Source organism: Phormidesmis priestleyi BC1401, from assembly GCF_001650195.1.
GTDB classification, from domain to species: domain Bacteria; phylum Cyanobacteriota; class Cyanobacteriia; order Leptolyngbyales; family Leptolyngbyaceae; genus Phormidesmis_A; species Phormidesmis_A priestleyi_B.
Genome location: NZ_LXYR01000057.1, coordinates 1 through 15,097 on the forward strand (window position 1 = coordinate 1; position 15,097 = coordinate 15,097).

Below are 15,097 nucleotides of genomic sequence, written 5' to 3' on the forward strand. Positions count from 1 at the left end.
TTCATTAAGCGGTGAAGGAGAGCGACGCGAAAGTGAAGCGAACTTTTCCGCCAGAACCAAGACAATTGCATAGTTTGGAAGTCATAATAGCACTTAAACCTCGTCAAAGCAAATAAATTTCTGAGTTCTTTTGGGGATTCAGAGCGAGAGGTAAGTTTTACTTATTTCGATAGTGAGCTGTAACAAGCCCTATGTTTTACAACATGGAGAGTTTGATCCTGGCTCAGGATGAACGCTGGCGGTATGCTTAACACATGCAAGTCGAACGGTCCTTTCGGGGATAGTGGCGGACGGGTGAGTAACGCGTGAGAATCTGCCTTTAGGACGGGGACAACAGTTGGAAACGGCTGCTAAAACCCGATGTGCCCTTCGGGGTGAAATATTTATAGCCTGAAGATGAGCTCGCGTCTGATTAGCTAGTAGGTGAGGTAAAGGCTCACCTAGGCGACGATCAGTAACTGGTCTGAGAGGATGACCAGTCACACTGGGACTGAGACACGGCCCAGACTCCTACGGGAGGCAGCAGTGGGGAATTTTCCGCAATGGGCGCAAGCCTGACGGAGCAATACCGCGTGAGGGAGGAAGGCTCTTGGGTCGTAAACCTCTTTTATCAGGGAAGAACACAATGACGGTACCTGATGAATCAGCATCGGCTAACTCTGTGCCAGCAGCCGCGGTAATACAGAGGATGCAAGCGTTATCCGGAATTATTGGGCGTAAAGCGTCCGCAGGTGGTTTTGGTAGTCTGCTGTCAAAGCGCGAGGCTCAACTTCGTATCGGCGGTGGAAACTCCAAGACTAGAGCTAGGTAGGGGTCACGGGAATTCCCAGTGTAGCGGTGAAATGCGTAGATATTGGGAAGAACACCAGCGGCGAAAGCGCGTGACTGGGCCTGAGCTGACACTCATGGACGAAAGCTAGGGGAGCGAAAGGGATTAGATACCCCTGTAGTCCTAGCCGTAAACGATGACAACTAGGTGTTGCCCGTATCGACCCGGGCAGTGCCGTAGCCAACGCGTTAAGTTGTCCGCCTGGGGAGTACGCACGCAAGTGTGAAACTCAAAGGAATTGACGGGGGCCCGCACAAGCGGTGGAGTATGTGGTTTAATTCGATGCAACGCGAAGAACCTTACCAAGGCTTGACATGTCGCGAACCTTCTTGAAAGGGAAGGGTGCCTTCGGGAGCGCGAACACAGGTGGTGCATGGCTGTCGTCAGCTCGTGTCGTGAGATGTTGGGTTAAGTCCCGCAACGAGCGCAACCCTCGTTTCTAGTTGCCATCATTCAGTTGGGCACTTTAGAGAGACTGCCGGTGACAAACCGGAGGAAGGTGGGGATGACGTCAAGTCAGCATGCCCCTTACGCCTTGGGCTACACACGTACTACAATGCTACGGACAAAGAGCCGCAAGTTCGCGAGGACAAGCAAATCTCATAAACCGTGGCTCAGTTCAGATTGCAGGCTGCAACTCGCCTGCATGAAGGCGGAATCGCTAGTAATCGCAGGTCAGCATACTGCGGTGAATACGTTCCCGGGCCTTGTACACACCGCCCGTCACACCATGGGAGTTGGCCACGCCCGAAGTCGTTACTCCAACCGTTCGCGGAGGAGGATGCCGAAGGCAGGGCTGATGACTGGGGTGAAGTCGTAACAAGGTAGCCGTACCGGAAGGTGTGGCTGGATCACCTCCTTATAGGGAGACCTACCCGTTTTTTTTCGAGTACCCAGGGTTTGAATTAACTTTTGTTAACTGAGCACTGGGTGATTAGAGGAAAAGCTGGTCATCCCAAGGTCGTTGAGGATTTGAGTGTTGACTTCCAAGCTATGTAAGATTGGTTCGGGTTATGGGCTATTAGCTCAGGTGGTTAGAGCGCACCCCTGATAAGGGTGAGGTCCCTGGTTCGAGTCCAGGATGGCCCACCTTTATAAATGAGGGGGTTTAGCTCAGTTGGTAGAGCGCCTGCTTTGCAAGCAGGATGTCAACGGTTCGAGTCCGTTAACCTCCACTGAAAGCTTTCAGCTTTCCTCGAACAATCAAACTGAGTTCAATTTCAGCAACTTATCTAACTTATAGAAAGCCTGCTGGAATCATTCCAGTTAGAACCTTGAAAACTGCATAGAAACTTGTCAGGTAGAAAGTAGTAGTCTTTCAGTAAATTGCTCACAAGGCAGATTATTGAGAGGCACAACAGATATCACAGACACCAATGTTGGTTGATTTTAAGTGGTCAAGCTAATAAGGGCTGATGGTGGATACCTAGGCACACAGAGGCGAAGAAGGACGTGGTTACCGACGATATGCTCTGGGGAGTTGGAAGCAAGCATTGATCCAGAGATTTCCGAATGGGGCAACCCTATATACTGCCACCTGAATCCATAGGGTGGAAAGAGCGAACGCAGCGAATTGAAACATCTTAGTAGCTGTAGGAAGAGAAAACAAACGTGATTTCCCAAGTAGCGGCGAGCGAAACGGAAACAGCCTAAACCAGAGTGCATGCACTTTGGGGTCGTGGGACAACGATATGGACTCAAGCGGCTAGACGAAGCAGTGGAATGCTGCACCAGAGGGGGTGAAAGTCCCGTAGTTGAAAGCTTAATGATACTAGTTGAATCCCGAGTAGCATGGGGCACGTGAAATCCCGTGTGAATCCGCGAGGACCACCTCGTAAGGCTAAATACTCCTGTGTGACCGATAGTGAACCAGTACCGCGAGGGAAAGGTGAAAAGAACCCCGGAAGGGGAGTGAAATAGAACATGAAACCATCAGCTTACAAGCAATGGGAGGACGATTTAAACGTCTGACCGTGTGCCTGTTGAAGAATGAGCCGGCGACTTATAGGTACAGGTAGATTAAGCCGAGAATGGCGAAGTCAAAGGGAAACCGAGTCTGAATAGGGCGCACATCTGTATTTATAGACCCGAACCCGGGTGATCTAACCATGGGCAGGATGAAGCTTGGGTAACACCAAGTGGAGGTCCGAACCGACTGATGTTGAAAAATCAGCGGATGACCTGTGGTTAGGGGTGAAATGCCAATCGAACCCGGAGCTAGCTGGTTCTCCCCGAAATGTGTTGAGGCGCAGCGGCAATGATTATAGCAAGGGGGTAAAGCACTGATTCGGTGCGGGCTGCGAGAGCGGTACCAAATCGAGTCAAACTCTGAATACCTTGTGAACAGATTGCCAGTGAGACGGTGGGGGATAAGCTTCATCGTCAAGAGGGAAACAGCCCAGACCACCAGCTAAGGTCCCCAAATCACAACTCAGTGATAAAGGAGGTGAGAGTGCCCAGACAACCAGGAGGTTTGCCTAGAAGCAGCCATCCTTAAAAGAGTGCGTAATAGCTCACTGGTCAAGCGCTCTTGCGCCGAAAATGAACGGGGCTAAGTTGTGTACCGAAGCTGTGGGATTTATCTATCGATGAATCGGTAGGGGAGCGTTCTGTTGTAGTTTGAAGCATCAGCGAGAGCAGGTGTGGACGAAGCAGAAGTGAGAATGTCGGCTTGAGTAGCGCAAACATTGGTGAGAATCCAATGCCCTGAAATCCCAAGGTTTCCTCCGCAAGGCTCGTCCACGGAGGGTGAGTCAGGACCTAAGGCGAGGCTGAAGAGCGTAGTCGATGGACAATCGGTTAATATTCCGATACTGATGTTGGATTGTGCAGAGGGACGGAGAAGGCTAACACAGCCGCATGTTGGTTCGCGGTTCAAGTGTTCGAGGTGATGAGAGTCGGTGAAAACGACTTGAGCTGAGACATGAGTACGAGGGTCTACGGACTCGAAGTGTGTGACGTCAAGCTTCCTAGAAAAGCTCTAAACACGTTAATCCAGGATTACCTGTACCCTAAACCGACACAGGTGGGAAGGTTGAGAATACCCAAGGGCGCGAGATAACTCTCTCTAAGGAACTCGGCAAAATGGCCCCGTAACTTCGGGAGAAGGGGTGCCATCGAAAGGTGGTCGCAGTGAAGAGGCCCAAGCGACTGTTTACCAAAAACACAGGTCTCCGCGAAGTCGTAAGACGAAGTATGGGGGCTGACGCCTGCCCAGTGCCGGAAGGTTAAAGAAGTCGGTCAGGAGAGTAATCTTTGAAGCTGGCGACTGAAGCCCCGGTGAACGGCGGCCGTAACTATAACGGTCCTAAGGTAGCGAAATTCCTTGTCGGGTAAGTTCCGACCCGCACGAAAGGCGTAACGATTTGGGCGCTGTCTCGGAGAGAGGCTCGGCGAAATAGGAGTGTCTGTGAAGATACGGACTACCTGCACCTGGACAGAAAGACCCTATGAAGCTTTACTGTAGCCTGGTATTGGGTTCGGGCTTTGTTTGCGCAGGATAGGTGGGAGACTATGAAGTTGTCCTCGTGGGGACGATGGAGTCAACGGTGAGATACCACTCTAACAAAGCTAGAATTCTAACCGCTTGCCGTAATCCGGCAGCGGAACCGTATCAGGTGGGCAGTTTGACTGGGGCGGTCGCCTCCTAAAAGGTAACGGAGGCGCGCAAAGGTTCTCTCAGGCTGGTTGGAAATCAGCCGTAGAGTGTAAAAGCACAAGAGAGCTTGACTGTGAGACGTACATGTCGAACAGGGACGAAAGTCGGCTTTAGTGATCCGACGGCGCTGCGTGGAAAGGCCGTCGCTAAACGGATAAAAGTTACTCTAGGGATAACAGGCTGATCTCCCCCAAGAGTTCACATCGACGGGGAGGTTTGGCACCTCGATGTCGGCTCATCGCAACCTGGGGCGGTAGTACGTCCCAAGGGTTGGGCTGTTCGCCCATTAAAGCGGTACGTGAGCTGGGTTCAGAACGTCGTGAGACAGTTCGGTCCATATCCGGTGCAGGCGTAAGAGCATTGAGAGGAGCCTTCCTTAGTACGAGAGGACCGGGAAGGACGCACCGCTGGTGTACCAGTTATCGTGCCAACGGTAAACGCTGGGTAGCTATGTGCGGAGCGGATAACCGCTGAAAGCATCTAAGTGGGAAGCCCACCTCAAGATGAGTGCTCTCATGGGGTTAACCCAGTAAGGTCACGGGCAGAACACCCGTTGATAGGCGGTAGATGGAAGTGCAGTAATGCATGCAGTCGAGCCGTACTAATAGACCGAGGGTTTGACCTCTAGTCTCTCAGCAGACGTGAATGTAAGACAAGTTTCTATGCAGCCTTCAAGGCTCTATCTAACAACAGAACAAAGCCACGAGCTTTCCTGGTGTTTCTAGCGTCGTGGACCCACCCTGACCCATCTCGAACTCAGGTGTGAAACGTGACAGCGGCGAAGATAGTTGGAGGGTAGCCTCCCGCAAAAATAGCTCATCGCCAGGGCAATTATTTGAATAGGAGAGCTTCTTACATCACTGTGAGAAGCTCTCCTATTTTTCAGCTTGATTTGCTCATTAGCTTAACCCTCTGTTGATCTCTACAGATTTCTGGGAACTCTGAGCTGGTAAGGAAAACATCTGGAGACACAATGGCAAGTACAGGACTAAATAAATGGATAGTTAGCGGTAACTTAGCGGCAGATGTACAAATCAAAACTGTTGAGTTAAAGAGCGGGGAAAAGGCTCAAGTGGCGACTGCGACCCTGTATGTGCAGAAGCCCCGTGAGCGTGAGGAGTCGTTTACGGTGTCGTTGAGCATCTGGGAGAAATCTTATGCGTGGCGCAAACTTCAGTTCTTAAAGAAAGGGTCACTTATCATTTGTACGGGTAACGTTGAACCCAATCCTTTTATTTCAAGTAACGGAAATGTTCCTAGAGCAGGGTTGCAGATGACTGTTCTAGATATCGACCTTGATATCGTTCGGGATGCTGAAAGCAAAAATGGAGCAGTTGAGAACGAGTTTGTTGAGGGAGTAATGGCATCAGCTTGACGGCGGGCTAAACGTTTCTGAAGCGGTGCCTAATAGAGAGTCTTTCTGATAAAATAATGCTCAATGTACTGTTGCGAGTCCAGAGTTTCAGGTGTCGCTATGGTTTATTCGACTAAGACTCCTGTTGGTATAGCGATCGTAGGCACAGGCTTCGGTCAAAAGGTTCACATTCCGGGGTTTCAAGAGCATCCGCGCACTCAAATTGTGGCAGTCTATCATCGTGACTTAGAGAAAGCACGTGCGATCGCTCAAGCTCACAATATTCCCTACGCTTGCCGAACGCTAGAGGAAATTGTTTTGCTATCTGATGTGCAGGCGGTTAGCATCTCAACTCCGCCGTTTTTGCACTATGAGATGGCAAAGACGGTGCTCGAAGCTGGGAAGCATTTGCTGTTAGAAAAACCAACTGCATTATCGGTGTCAGAGGCACAACACTTACAAGGGCTGGCGGTGCAGAAGAGCGCGATCGCAACCATGAATTTTGAGTTTCGCTTTGTCCCGGCGTGGCAGCGATTGGCGGAATTAATTTCAGAAGGCTATGTCGGACGAAAACGCTTGATCAAAATTGACTGGCTGATGTCGAGTCGTGCCGATGCCTCACGCTCCTGGAATTGGTATGCTCAGAGGGATCAAGGCGGCGGCGCATTGGGCGCGATCGGATCCCACGCCTTTGACTACATTGCCTGGCTATTTGGCTCTGTTGACCGCCTATGTGCACGTTTACACATTTCAATTCCAGAGCGACCTGATTCCAATTCTGGACAGTTGAAGCTCGTTGATGCCGATGACACTTGCTTGATAACGCTTGAGTTAGCGGATGGGACTCCGTGTCAGATTTGCTTAAGTGCAGCGACCTATCAAGGGCGCGGGCACTGGGTCGAAGTGTATGGTGATCGGGGCACGCTAACTCTCGGCAGTGACAATCAAAAAGACTATGTGCATGGCTTCAAATTGTCGGGTAGTCAGCGTGGGGAGCCGTTGGCGGAGTTAGAGATTCCTAAACGTCTTGCGTTTTCTCAAGTCTACGCTGACGGCAGAATTGCACCCTTTATTCGGGTGGTAAATCAGTTTGTGTTGAGTCTTGATCGTCGCGAGTCTCTGCCGCCCTCGCTGCAAGAAGGAATTTATTCGCAGCTCTTAATGGATTTGGCGCACGAGTCAAACGAGACCGGAACTTGGGTAAATGTTCCTAAGCGATAAAAATAGCAAGTATCATTTCGACTAGAAGAGCAAGTATCATTTTAACCAGAAGTGTAATCGTTGGAAGATGTTAGTGGGTATATGTACTAAGGCTAGATTCTTCAAGAAACGTAGTTAGTAGCAATATTCCGGCTCGTTTCTCTGGACAACTTGTCGAATGTGACAAATGTGCTGGGAGCAGAAATTAAGACAAATGCGTTCATGTAATCACTCAGACTTAAGTCTTAGGAAGACTTCCTAGGAGTGGTTGATGTCGCTGATGAAACTAGACCTCTTATTATCAATACTCCGGACATTTTTTGAGGCAGAGGCTGAAACCCTCATTCCACCGTTGGTATTTGCTTCAGTGATGATGCTGAAACCCGCATTCCACCGTTGGCGGTTTAAAATTGTCCGGACTGTTGATTATGCCATTAATGATTTAATGCTATTTGAAGGATTGATTAGGGTCAACGATCGAAGAATGCCCCGATCGATTGCCTCACATATTCAAGCTGAAAATATTCAAATAAGCGATCGCCCGAATCGGCTCTAACTAATCCTAAGATCACCTCTGGTAGAGCAGATCTACTTGGAAATACTAAATAGCGTGGCTCCCATCTAGGCTGAAATTTCTCTTTGAATTGGTGCAGCCCTTTGAAGTTATAAAACTGATTGAGATGATTAAATAAATAATTTAGGGCTTTCTCAACTCTGCGGGCACTTGGCTTTGCACCAACGCCTGCTAAAGGCGAAAGACTGAGGTTAAAGCTGTCATAGTCTGCCTCTTTAAAGTGCTGAAACATTGAAACAAACAGAAAATCCATTGTGCCTTTTTCGGCATCTAATCGGTGACGCATCAAATCGATCGTGACTTCTCGGCGATTATAGCCAGACAACAAGTTTGCAAAGGCGACGACCTGATTATCTGCGTCGTAGACGACCGCGATCGAGCAATCTCGCAGATAGTCTTCATCAAACCAGCCGATCGAAAACTGTTTTTCTGACCCCTGCTTGTCTTTGAGCCATTCATCGCTGACAGGTCTTAACTGCTGAAATAATTCTGGTTGAATGGGCGATTCGTAAAGGTTGAAACGGTAGCCTGCTTTGGCAGATCGATTCAGCGCGGTGCGGAGATTTTGCGCGGCTTTTCCTTTGAGCGTAAACGTGGTCAGATCGACGATCGCTTCTTCGCCAATTTGAATCTGCTGAAATCCTAACGCGCAGTAGCGCTCTAACTGATCGGCTGAGGTTTCATAAAATGCAGGAAACCAGTCGTTGAGATCACAAAATTGACTGAAGGAGAGAATGGCTTCGACTCGATCGTCAGAAGCACCGATAGGATCACCTAGCGCGATCGCCGATCGACTTTTGGCAACATAAGCGATCACACTCTGCCCAGACGGGCTGAAATAGTAAGATTTGTCTTTCAGTAACGATAACCGCGCTAGAGAAGTCTGTCCATATCGGTCAATCAAATCTCTGGCTCGTCTACGCTCAGCAATCGTTGCTGGATCGCCTCTTAGCAACACTGGACGCAATAGCATGAACAACGCATAGGCTAACGTAGCGGCTCCCACGATGTAAATAGAGTTGATGAAGAATGCACTATACCGAGTTGTGGGTTCTAACCCCGCGTTATCTTCAGTAAAGAAGATTGCCAGCGTTTGCTCGATCGACGCAAGCAAACCAAAGTTAACAGGCTCACCATTAACATTAAACCTGCCGTCGAGAATGTAAAAACCAACCGTTCCATAAGCCACGGTGAAGATTAACGCTTCAATCAGAACGCGAATGCCTTGAAAGATAGACGGGCGATCGGAGCGAGCCGTAAAGGTCTTCCGCATCACGATTAGTTGGATCAGAAGCACGATCGCCAGCAAACTCTCTTCATAGTCCAGCCCTTTGACGAGGTGGCTGACGATCGAGATGCCCAACAATGCGACTGTGAGCAGCCAAGCCACCCGCTTACGGCGCAGAAGATTGGCTGCCAACGTCAGGAGCAAAAAGCCCGTCAACGCTGCAAAGACGTGTCCACCCGCTCGAATTGGAAACGGGAACAGAGGCATCAACCATCTGACTCGTCCGGGTAAGCTGGGTGAGACCGCAGACACTACGTTAACTAAACCGACTAAGCCTGTCCAGATTGAGACCGTCCATAGGGCGATGCGCGTGCGATGGGTTAGCCCGATCGCGAGGGGCTGTATCTTGCGCTGACCCTTAGCACTCATGGTTTAAAGTCTCCCGGAGAAGATGTAGGCAGGGATTCTACTGTCTTGGACTGATTGGTTTTCTGCATTTTTGGGTCTGTTTTTTCTAAGGGTGTGGCATCAGACTTAGCGTCAGGAAGAGCGGCTTTAAACTGTTTCCCTACAAAGCTCAGCGAGTTTGTTAAATGTTTATGCCAGTAATTCCAACCTACGTTTTTGCCGACGATCCCATGTCCTCCCGGAAAGACGTGAAACTCGTTTGGAATCTTCAGGCGATCAAGAGTTTGATGAAATTGCTGAGTAGCTTGTAGGTATTTAGCATCCTCTTTTCCGGCATCTAAGTACACCCGCAACTGAGGGCGAGTCTCCAGGGGAACTTGCTGAACGAAGAGTTGTGGGCTGTTTGCTGCACCACTGTTGTCAATAAAATAGCCCGTGTGGCTGAAGAAGATGTGAAATTGATCGAGATAGCGCAACCCGATATTTAACGCACCCCACCCGCCCGAAGATGACCCTCCGATCGCCCAAAATTGGGGTTCACTGAGCGATCGATAGCGAGTTTTGATCTCGTTGACCAGATCTGAGCCAATCAAGGTGGCGACTCTGCCATTGTCTCCATCGTAATATTGAGGGTCCCAGAAGGGACTTGTGCCCCGACTGTCGTTGCCGTCTGGCGTGATGACGATCGCAGGGGGAAGCGTGTGCGCTTTGTAGAGGTCATGCAGAACTGAAGTCAGAGCCGCTTTGTCTTCAAAGTCTCGCTCACTGCCGTGTCCACCGTGCAGCAGCACAATCACGGGATAGCGCTGATTTGGGTTTTTGTTATAACCAGGAGGCAAGACGACCCCATAGCGTCTCTGACCCATCGCGTTACTGTTAAAATTCTGCACTCGAAAAACAAGTCCGGTTTCCGGTTCGGCTTGAGGAGGGTCGATTTGCGGTGCCCCTTCTACAAAGACATACCAATAACCTCCGGCTGCTAAAGCTGTGAGACCTAGTGCGCCGAAGATTATCAGGGTGCGAAAGAGGTTTTTAGAACGCTTCATGCAGAAAGTTTGTAGACAGTGAGAAAGTTCACCTATCTAGATTGACATACTCACCGCGCTAAAACGATGGTGATTCTTGACGTTTCACTGAAGCTTGCTGCCGGAGGTCGTCTTACAGCCTCGATCGCGGCTCTTGTGACCCTCGATTAGCGTCTGATAGATAAAATTCCACCTATCGCAATGGAAGTATTGCCTACTTAAGATTTTGACGCGCTCCTCAGTGGGGCAGGCTACAGCAATCGCATCAAAGCTTGGTGGAGTTATCCGATCGTTGCCAGAGCCGAAGCTGTTTATAGCCCAGATGGAGCGATCGCAATTACGGCTTATCACATGCCTAAGATCTCGCGCCGATCGTTCTAGGATTTCAGGTTTATGGAATCTGTCCACCTGCGGGGTTTGCAGTCGCTCAAGTTAAAACACGCCTAAATTCGTCTACCGAGAATCACTAAATCTTGGTCTCCTTTATCAAACTTGGCGACTCTGGGCAAATACCCCCACCGCTCAAAGTCAAACTGCTGAAATAGCTTCAGGCTAGGATGATTGTCGGCAAAGATGAATCCTAACAAAGTAGCTAATTTGAGAGCTGGAGCCGTCTCGATCGATCGCTCCAAAAGTTTTCGCCCAATGCCCATGCGCTGATAATTTGGGTGAACGTAAAGACTCAACTCAGCCGTGCTTTGATAGGCAGGTCTGCCGTAAAACGGCTGAAATCCGAGCCATCCAGCGACCGTGCCGTTGATATCGATTACCCAGAGCGGATGGTGATTTGAGGTGTGAGCCTGAAACCAAGCGAGACGACTCTCGATCGTCACAGGCGCAAAATCTGCGGTGACCACTTGGCAGGGAATTGCTGCGTTGTAAATGGTGACGATCGAGGGCAAATCAGCTTCAACAGCGTCGCGAATCATGATGATTTTGAAGAATCAATTGCGAATCAGCTTAATCCAGAATTGCAGCTCTCAAGGTTACTCCTGGACTTGACTAGAAATCCACTGCAAATAGGGCTGAGATCCGGCGACGATCGGCAGTGCGATAATCTCTGGCACATCATAAGAGTGGAGTTCTCGAATCTTGGCTTCTAGTTCGTCAAATCGCGATCGCTCAGATTTGATCAGCAGTTGCCACTCTTCGTCTCGATGAATCGCCCCTTGCCAGGTGTAAATTGAAAACACTGGCAGCAGATTTACACAAGCTGCGAGTTTTGCCTGAATGAGGGACTCTGCGATCGCGTCTGCCTCTTGCCGCGAACCCGTCGTCACCAACACGATTCCATAACGTTCGGTCTCTTTGGTCATAAGGCTTAAACTAGAATCACTCTCTACTATTTTCAAGCCTCATGTTCAAAAAAGTTGCTCTCACCCTAATCTGGGTCGGATTTGTTAGCTATGCTTTTTTGCTTGCGCCGCCTGACAGTCCCAACACGATCGACCTGATTAAAAATCTGTCTACTGGGCAAGTTCAAGGCGTTAATCCTCTAATCGTGGCGCTGTTTAACATTATGGGTGTGTTTCCTATGATTTACAGTTGCGTGATGTATCTCGACGGCAAAGGACAAAAACTTCCTGCGTGGCTATTTTCGACAGCATCGTTTGCAGTAGGGGCGTTTGCGATTCTGCCCTACCTGATTTTTCGCAAACCTAATCCGACGTTTCTAGGACAAAAAAACTGGTTTCTCAAACTGTTAGACTCTCGCTGGACTGGGGCGATTATTGCACTCGGAGCGATCGCGTTAGTCGTTTACGGCGTGACTCAAGGCGATTGGAATGACTTTGTGCAGCAGTGGCAAACTAGCCGATTTATTCATGTGATGAGTTTAGATTTCTGTCTATTGTGTGCTCTATTTCCGACGCTGCTGGGAGATGACATGGCGCGGAGAGGATTGACCGATCGACGAATTTTTTGGGCGGTTTCTTTGGTGCCGTTGTTTGGGGCGATCGCCTATCTCACACTGCGTCCTCCCGTGATTGAGCAGTTGAGAACAGAAGCCATTCGTCAACAACCCGCATCGGTTTGAAGATGAAGAACCAAAGCGATTGGATGCGTCCCCCAACTAATCTGAGGCTGCAAAATGACGAGGTTCATGTGTGGCGATCGACCCTTGATTTGCCAACTGAATCTATCGAATGTTTTGCAAAACTGCTGTCATCAGATGAGCAAATTCGCGCCGATCGCTTTCGGTTTGTCCAACATCGTCAGCGATTTGTTGCCGGACGCGGCGTTCTGCGATCGATTCTCGGTCAATATCTGCAAATCGAACCCGATCGAGTGCAGTTTCTCTACAGCGAAAAAGGTAAACCGTTTCTAGCAGATCAATCTTTGCAGTTCAACGTCGCCCATTCTCAAGGATTAGCGCTCTATGCGATCGCGCTCGATCACTCAGTTGGCGTTGATTTAGAACACATTAGAGCGATCGCAGATTTAGACTCTTTAACTCAGCGGTTTTTCACATCGAACGAACATGCCGCGATCGCGGCTTTACCGATAAATCAACAGTCTCGCACCTTTTTTCGCTACTGGGCTTGCAAAGAAGCCTATCTCAAAGCGACAGGCGACGGACTCGCAAAACTACAAGAATTAGAAATTTCTTTGAGTTCAAAACAAGCGTGTCTAAAAAAGATTCCTCAGGGAAACATTGCAGATTGGAACCTTCGAGAATTAGATCTTGCAGAAGACTATGTTGGGGCGATCGTCACCTCACATCAACATCGCAACCTTATCTTTTGGCGACTTTAACTGAAGACCTACTTCGCAAGATATAGAGCGCAAGAGATTGGAAGAAGACTATACCACAAGGGCAAGATGTCTTAATTGAAACGATCATTAGATAACACATCAACTCCGCTCTGAGCGTAATTGAGTCTTTACTCTTGAGAGTTTTATGACAAGTTCTATCGAATTTGACTTGTTTGCCCCCTACAATAACGCAGGGCTGATCTATCCGAAAAATAAAAATCTTGAAACCCTGTCTTCTCGTCTGACTCCAATGGCGACCTAGCTAAGGTGAAATGTAGGAATAAGGGCTGCACTATTCTTCTTTCTGCAACAGATTAGCTCTGCCTTAAAAAAGGGTCAAGAAAAAATTGCACATCGCCTATGTTTTCCATTTTTTAATCACAGCAAGCAGCTATGACAAGTCCGATCAAGTTCAAACTTTTTGCTCCTAACAATCAATCGGTCTCTCTGATTGGCTCTTTTTCTGACTGGCAAGAGGTGCCGATGCAGAAACGAAAGGATGGTCATTTTCGCACGTAGATTGATCTAGATGATGGCAGCTATCACGATAAGTTTCGGGTGCAGTCAAACAGTCTTGCGCTCGATGATCACAAAGTGCTGACTTTTGTGCGCTGGGCTGAAACGGGCGATCGAATGATCACTCTTAATTTCTCAGAGCAGCCCTACGAGAACTACTCGATTTCTTCGTTTCCGGCAGATGGCAATTGGCGATCGTGGATGGGTGAGCAATTTGAAGCAAAAGATCATCAGTTAGCGATCGACCTTTTCAGTTTTGGGGCGCTCATCCTGACCCAAGAGTGACGTTAAAAACGTTCCCAGGTGAGCGACAATGGAACGTCGATCGCTACGAATCACTTCCTATGTCCCTAGATGCTGTTTTCACCGCTCAACTTCGGCAATCTGCCGATCGCTTATTTCACCTGATCGATCAGTTTTCTCAGGCAAAAATTCTGATTGTGGGCGATCTGACGTTAGACGAATTCATGACAGGACAGGTCGAGCGGGTGTCTCGCGAAGCTCCCGTGTTGATTTTGCGGCATGAAACGACGCGGCAAGTTCCGGGAGGAGGAGCCAATGCAGTCTACAACTTTGCTCAACTGGGAGCCACCGTGAAAGCAGTCGGTCTATTGGGTAAAGACCAGCAGGGGCAAGCCATTCAGCAAATTTTTCTAGATGCAGGAATTGACACCCAAGGCATTTTTCTTGACCCCAATCGCCCCACCATTACCAAAACTCGCATTTCTGGACACGCCCGTCAGTCGGTCACTCAGCAAATTGTGAGAATCGATCGCAAGTCTGATGATCTGCCGTCGATCGACCTTCAGCAGCAGCTTGCAGACTACATTTATCAGCAGGTTAAAACGGTGGATGCGATCGTCTGTTCTGACTATGGCGATGGCACTCTTACGCAGCCTGTGATTGATGCAGTGCTGACTCATCCTCTCGCCATCGTTGACGCTCAGGCTGGACTCGATCGCTACCAAAAAGCGACGCTCTTTACGCCCAATTTGCCCGAAGCAGAACTCGCAGTGGGCTACAAGATCACAAATGCAGTCACCCTCTCTCAGGCGGGACGAGACTTATTAAACATCACCCAGGCACAGCAATTTTTGATTACGCGAGGCGATCAGGGAATGACGTTGTTCGATCGCGACGGCACCGAACAGCACATTCCCGCATTCAACCGCACCGATGTCTATGATGTCACAGGTGCAGGCGATACCGTCGTCGCTGCCCTCACCCTCGGTCTCGCTGCCGGAGCAACTTTCTGGGAAGCCGCCGTTTTAGGTAATCTCGCCGCCAGCATCGTCGTTCGTCAATTTGGCACAACCACGACTAACCCTAACGAGATGAAAGCGGCTCTAGAAGCGCTGCTCGATGAATGGTCTGACCCCAAATCGACCAATGAATGCAACAGATAATGAATTCACCCGACGCTGTAGAGACGTTTCACCGAAACGTCTTGCCGATTTTGCCATGACATAAAATCTGCCCCATTCAAAAGTGAAATTGGCACAACAGTTAAATCCACACAAAAAAGCGGCTCCGATCCATCAGAGCCGCCTT

11 protein-coding genes, 2 tRNA genes and 3 rRNA genes are annotated in these 15,097 nt (G+C 49.3%); 12 read left to right on the forward strand and 4 right to left on the reverse strand.

Translation table 11 applies throughout. The annotated features are described in order from the left end of the window. Positions 1 to 200 precede the first annotated feature (200 nt). The 7 genes from A8707_RS21195 to A8707_RS21225 all read left to right on the forward strand — a co-directional run bounded on the left by A8707_RS21195 (position 201) and on the right by A8707_RS21225 (position 7,062). A 16S ribosomal RNA gene (locus A8707_RS21195) occupies positions 201 to 1,691 on the forward strand. 153 nt (positions 1,692 to 1,844) lie between these two features. Next, positions 1,845 to 1,918 (forward strand) — tRNA-Ile (locus tag A8707_RS21200). A gap of 13 nt (positions 1,919 to 1,931) precedes the next feature. Further along, positions 1,932 to 2,004 (forward strand) — tRNA-Ala (locus A8707_RS21205). A gap of 220 nt (positions 2,005 to 2,224) precedes the next feature. Further along, positions 2,225 to 5,112, forward strand: a 23S ribosomal RNA gene (locus A8707_RS21210). A gap of 86 nt (positions 5,113 to 5,198) precedes the next feature. Beyond that, positions 5,199 to 5,315: ribosomal RNA gene (gene rrf / locus A8707_RS21215) — 5S ribosomal RNA — on the forward strand. The 16S, 23S and 5S rRNA genes sit together here with 2 tRNA genes alongside, the layout of an rRNA operon. Before the next feature lie 145 nt (positions 5,316 to 5,460). Further along, entirely contained in the window at positions 5,461 to 5,862 is a 402-nt protein-coding gene (locus A8707_RS21220) for a single-stranded DNA-binding protein (protein WP_068819192.1), read from the forward strand. A gap of 99 nt (positions 5,863 to 5,961) precedes the next feature. Continuing rightward, positions 5,962 to 7,062 (forward strand): Gfo/Idh/MocA family protein, encoded by a 1,101-nt coding sequence (locus A8707_RS21225; RefSeq protein WP_068819193.1) that lies wholly within the window; start codon positions 5,962 to 5,964, stop codon positions 7,060 to 7,062. A 449-nt stretch (positions 7,063 to 7,511) separates the two neighbouring features. Here A8707_RS21225 and A8707_RS21230 read toward each other — a convergent pair whose 3' ends face one another. The 4 genes from A8707_RS21230 to cutA all read right to left on the reverse strand — a co-directional run bounded on the left by A8707_RS21230 (position 7,512) and on the right by cutA (position 11,592). After that, entirely contained in the window at positions 7,512 to 9,272 is a 1,761-nt protein-coding gene (locus A8707_RS21230; protein ID WP_068819194.1) for a phosphatidylglycerol lysyltransferase domain-containing protein, read from the reverse strand. Next, complete coding sequence (locus tag A8707_RS21235) at positions 9,269 to 10,297, reverse strand: alpha/beta hydrolase (protein ID WP_068819195.1); 1,029 nt, start codon at positions 10,295 to 10,297, stop codon at positions 9,269 to 9,271. The genes A8707_RS21230 and A8707_RS21235 overlap by 4 nt, the downstream gene beginning before the upstream one ends. 422 nt (positions 10,298 to 10,719) lie before the next feature. Further along, positions 10,720 to 11,205 (reverse strand): GNAT family N-acetyltransferase, encoded by a 486-nt coding sequence (locus tag A8707_RS21240; RefSeq protein WP_068819196.1) that lies wholly within the window; start codon positions 11,203 to 11,205, stop codon positions 10,720 to 10,722. A gap of 57 nt (positions 11,206 to 11,262) precedes the next feature. After that, positions 11,263 to 11,592: a divalent-cation tolerance protein CutA gene (cutA, locus tag A8707_RS21245; RefSeq protein ID WP_068819197.1), complete on the reverse strand. Its 330-nt coding sequence runs from the start codon at positions 11,590 to 11,592 to the stop codon at positions 11,263 to 11,265. A 41-nt stretch (positions 11,593 to 11,633) separates the two neighbouring features. Between cutA and A8707_RS21250 the strand changes: the two genes are divergently transcribed. The 5 genes from A8707_RS21250 (at position 11,634) to A8707_RS21265 (ending at position 14,952) form a co-directional block, all read left to right on the forward strand. After that, positions 11,634 to 12,311, forward strand: a complete 678-nt coding sequence (locus tag A8707_RS21250; protein WP_068819198.1) for a DUF2834 domain-containing protein — start codon at positions 11,634 to 11,636, stop codon at positions 12,309 to 12,311. Positions 12,312 to 12,313: 2 nt separating this feature from the next. After that, the gene (locus A8707_RS21255; protein ID WP_068819199.1) at positions 12,314 to 13,030 is read left to right on the forward strand and encodes a 4'-phosphopantetheinyl transferase family protein; all 717 of its coding nucleotides are present in this window, start codon (positions 12,314 to 12,316) and stop codon (positions 13,028 to 13,030) included. 393 nt (positions 13,031 to 13,423) lie between these two features. Then, the gene (locus A8707_RS27125) at positions 13,424 to 13,549 is read left to right on the forward strand and encodes a glycogen-binding domain-containing protein (protein WP_082906447.1); all 126 of its coding nucleotides are present in this window, start codon (positions 13,424 to 13,426) and stop codon (positions 13,547 to 13,549) included. 39 nt (positions 13,550 to 13,588) lie between these two features. Further along, positions 13,589 to 13,831, forward strand: coding sequence for an alpha amylase C-terminal domain-containing protein (locus tag A8707_RS21260; RefSeq protein ID WP_068819200.1), 243 nt, complete (start codon positions 13,589 to 13,591; stop codon positions 13,829 to 13,831). Next, entirely contained in the window at positions 13,828 to 14,952 is a 1,125-nt protein-coding gene (locus A8707_RS21265) for a bifunctional heptose 7-phosphate kinase/heptose 1-phosphate adenyltransferase (RefSeq protein WP_231948326.1), read from the forward strand. Before A8707_RS21260 ends, A8707_RS21265 begins: the two co-directional genes overlap by 4 nt. The last annotated feature ends 145 nt before the right edge of the window (positions 14,953 to 15,097 follow it).

Excerpts from the sequence above, each read along its gene's own strand:
- A8707_RS21220 (WP_068819192.1), top strand. The coding sequence starts at position 5,461 with ATGGCAAGTACAGGACTAAATAAATGGATAGTTAGCGGTAACTTAGCG.
- A8707_RS21235 (WP_068819195.1), bottom strand. The coding sequence starts at position 10,297 with ATGAAGCGTTCTAAAAACCTCTTTCGCACCCTGATAATCTTCGGCGCA.
- A8707_RS21230 (WP_068819194.1), bottom strand. The coding sequence starts at position 9,272 with ATGAGTGCTAAGGGTCAGCGCAAGATACAGCCCCTCGCGATCGGGCTA.
- A8707_RS21250 (WP_068819198.1), top strand. The coding sequence starts at position 11,634 with ATGTTCAAAAAAGTTGCTCTCACCCTAATCTGGGTCGGATTTGTTAGC.
- A8707_RS21255 (WP_068819199.1), top strand. The coding sequence starts at position 12,314 with ATGAAGAACCAAAGCGATTGGATGCGTCCCCCAACTAATCTGAGGCTG.
- cutA (WP_068819197.1), bottom strand. The coding sequence starts at position 11,592 with ATGACCAAAGAGACCGAACGTTATGGAATCGTGTTGGTGACGACGGGT.
- A8707_RS21225 (WP_068819193.1), top strand. The coding sequence starts at position 5,962 with ATGGTTTATTCGACTAAGACTCCTGTTGGTATAGCGATCGTAGGCACA.
- A8707_RS27125 (WP_082906447.1), top strand. The coding sequence starts at position 13,424 with ATGACAAGTCCGATCAAGTTCAAACTTTTTGCTCCTAACAATCAATCG.
- A8707_RS21240 (WP_068819196.1), bottom strand. The coding sequence starts at position 11,205 with ATGATTCGCGACGCTGTTGAAGCTGATTTGCCCTCGATCGTCACCATT.